At 72.4% G+C, this 3,004-nt stretch carries 4 protein-coding genes; all 4 read left to right on the top strand.

Annotated features, from left to right (window positions below):
• A partial coding sequence (locus B551_RS15770) for an ABC transporter substrate-binding protein (protein ID WP_043440166.1) occupies positions 1-666 on the top strand: 666 nt, incomplete at its 5' end.
• Positions 667-863: 197 nt separating this feature from the next.
• Positions 864-1,733, top strand: coding sequence for an ABC transporter permease subunit (locus tag B551_RS15765; RefSeq protein ID WP_006580225.1), 870 nt, complete (start codon positions 864-866; stop codon positions 1,731-1,733).
• Between the two features lie 5 nt (positions 1,734-1,738).
• Positions 1,739-2,566, top strand: a complete 828-nt coding sequence (locus B551_RS15760; RefSeq protein WP_023264495.1) for an ABC transporter permease — start codon at positions 1,739-1,741, stop codon at positions 2,564-2,566.
• On the top strand, positions 2,563-3,004 hold a 442-nt coding region (locus tag B551_RS15755; protein ID WP_043440164.1), incomplete at its 3' end, for an ATP-binding cassette domain-containing protein. The genes B551_RS15760 and B551_RS15755, both read left to right, overlap by 4 nt.

Below are 3,004 nucleotides of genomic sequence, written 5' to 3'. Positions count from 1 at the left end.
CTGCGAGAGCCCTCGCTGGCCGCGACGCAGCTGTTCCCGCCCGCGCTGGCCGGCTGGCACCGCGCCGAGCTGCCGGGACTCGCGCACGACCCCGTACGCGCCCGAGCGCTGCTCGCCGAACTGGGCTGGCGGCCCGGCACCGACGGCGTGCTGGCACGCGGCGGCGAGCGTTTCGCGCTGACGCTGCAGACCTTTCCCGATCGCCCCGAACTGCCGGTGATCGCCGCCGCGATCCAGGAGCAGCTGCGCCTGATCGGCATGCAGGTCCGCGTGGCGATCGGCAATTCCAGCGAGATCCCGCTGGGCCATCGCGACGGCACGCTGCAGATGGCGCTGATTGCGCGCAACTATGGCGCGGTGCCCGATGCCTTGGGCACGATCGCGCAGGACTTCGGCACGGCCGATGGCAACGGCGGCGATTGGGGCGCGATGGGCTGGTCGTCGGCGACGCTGACGCGCGCGCTGGCGGCGATGTCGTCGACCACAGACGCGGCCCGTACGCAGGCGCTGCGCGCGCAGATCGCCGGCGCGCTGCACGAGGGCCTGCCACTGGTGCCCGTGCTCTGGTATCAGCAGACGCTCGCGGCCAGCCCGCATCTGGCCGGCGTGTCGATCGACCCGTTCGAACGCAGCTACCGGCTCACCGAATTGCAATGGACGCGATGACGCCACCGAATCCTCAGGCCACAGCGCTGGCCGCCACACCGGCCGCGGCAAGCGTCGGCGAATCCGCATCGGCACCGCACGATGCCGTGCTCCGGCGGCGCGCCACACCGGCCGCCCGGCTGATCGCTCGCGTGCTGCTGCAGCGCGGGGTGCAGGCCGCGGTCGTCGCCGCGCTGGTCGGCAGCCTCAGCTTCCTGATGATGCGGCTGCTGCCGGGCGACATGGCGTTCCGCATCGCCGCCGGCCGCTATGGCTACGACATGGTGACCGCGCAGGCCGCCGACGCGGTGCGGGCCGAACTGGCGCTTGACCAGCCGTGGTTCGACGGCCTGCTGGCGTGGTGGTCGCGGTTGCTGCACCTGGACCTTGGCACCTCGACGGTGACCGGCGCGCCGGTCGCCGCCGAGATCGCGCATCAGCTCGGCCATACGCTGTGGCTGGCGCTGGCCGCGCTGGCGGTGTCGACGCTGATCGCGCTGCCGCTGGGCTTTGCCGCAGGCAGTCGCGCCGGCGGCCACACCGACCGCACCACGCTGGCGTTGTCGGTGCTGCTGCGTGCGCTGCCGCCATTCGTGCTGGGCATGCTGCTGGTGCTGGCGTTCGCGGTCGAGCTCGATTGGCTGCCGGCCGGGGGCCACGGCGAGCACGGCAGCTGGATCGCCCCGGCGGTGACGCTGGGACTGGGCCTGGCCGCCACCGCGATGCGCGTCGCGCGCGATGCGATGGCCGCCGTGGTCGCGGCGCCGTACTGGCTGTTCGCGCGGACCAAGGGGCTGACGGACCGGGTCGCGATGGCGCGGCACGGCGTGCGCAATGCCGCGGTGCCGGTGGTCGCCTATCTTGGCGTGCAGCTGGTCTATCTGCTCGAGGGCGTGGTGGTGGTCGAGACGCTGTTCGCGTGGCCCGGCATCGGCCATGCGCTGGTGCATGCGATCTTCGGCCGCGATGTGCCGATGATCCAGGGCACCGCGTTGACGATGGGACTGCTGTTCGTGGTGTTGAACGCCGCGGTCGACCTCGCCTGCATGGCGATCGATCCAAGGCTGCGAGCGAGGGTGGCACGATGAGCGGAATGGCAAGCTCGAGCTTGAAGGGCGTATCGGCGGCTGCCACGCCGCGGCGGCGAATCGCCTTGCTGCTGATCGTGCTGCTGGCCCTGTTCGCCGTGGTCGGCCCGTGGGCTGCGCCACGCGAACCGTTCGAACAGGATCTGTACCGCGTACTGCAGGCGCCGACGATGGCCGAGCCGCTCGGCACCGATCATCTGGGCCGCAGCGTGCTGGCCCGCACCGCGCACGCCACGCGGCTGTCGCTGGGGCTCGCGCTGCTGTGCGTGCTGTCGGCCGCGCTGCCGGGCACGTTGCTTGGGCTGCTTGCCGCGTGGCGCGGCGGCTGGGTCGATCGCGTGGTAGGCGCACTGGCCGACGCGGTGCTGGCGCTGCCGGGACTGCTGCTGGTGCTGCTGCTGTCCGCGCTGGCGCCGGGCGCGATGTGGCCGCTGTATCTGGGGCTGTCGCTGGTGCTGTGGGTCGAGTATTTCCGCGTCGCGCGCGCCAGCGCGCGGATCGTGCTGCAGAGCCACCATGTCGAGGCCGCGCGCCTGCTCGGCTTCGGACCGCTGCATATCGTGCGCCGGCACCTGCTGCCGGAGCTGGCACCGGTGCTCGGCACGTTGAGCAGCTTCGGGCTTGGCGCGGCGGTGCTGGCGCTGGCCGCGATGGGCTTCGTCGGCATGGGCGTGCAGCCGCCGATGGCCGAGCTCGGCCTGATGATGACCGAGTTGCTGCCCTATGCTGCCGAGGCGCCGTGGGCCATCGCCAGCCCGATCGCGGTGCTGGCATTGGCGATTCTGGCGTTGGCACTGCTCAACGACCGCACGCGTGCCGGGGTGTCGTCATGAACGCGCGGAACGACATCCTCATCGAGGACTTGCACGGCGACCGCGCCGGACGCCTGCTCGGCGTGACGGACCTGTCGGTCGCGAGTGCTGCCGGCGTGCTGCTGCAGCCGGTGTCGTTCGAACTGCAGGCCGGCCGCGCGCTGACGCTGCTGGGCGAGACCGGTTCCGGCAAGAGCCTGCTGGCCCATGCCGTGATGGGCTCGCTGCCCTCCGGCCTGCGCGCGAGCGGGCGCCTCGCCGGCGATGGCTGGCAATGCGAGGCCGGCGATAGGCGGGCGCGGCGGCCGCTATGGGGCCGTGAGCTGGCGCTGCTGCCGCAGGAGCCGTGGTTTGCGCTGGACCCGCTGATGCGCGTCGATGCGCAACTGGCGGAGACCTATCGCTGGGTCGCCGGGCAGTCGCGACAGCGCGCCGCGCACCACGCCGCGCAGGCGCTGC

Source organism: Cupriavidus sp. HPC(L), assembly GCF_000307735.3.
Taxonomy (GTDB): Bacteria; Pseudomonadota; Gammaproteobacteria; order Burkholderiales; family Burkholderiaceae; genus Cupriavidus.
The sequence above is the reverse complement of the archived record's forward strand: the minus strand, read 5'-3'. Positions and strand labels throughout refer to the sequence as shown.

Coding starts and splice junctions, on each gene's coding strand:
- B551_RS15765 (WP_006580225.1), top strand. CDS start 864: ATGATGCGGCTGCTGCCGGGCGACATGGCGTTCCGCATCGCCGCCGGC.
- B551_RS15760 (WP_023264495.1), top strand. CDS start 1,739: ATGGCAAGCTCGAGCTTGAAGGGCGTATCGGCGGCTGCCACGCCGCGG.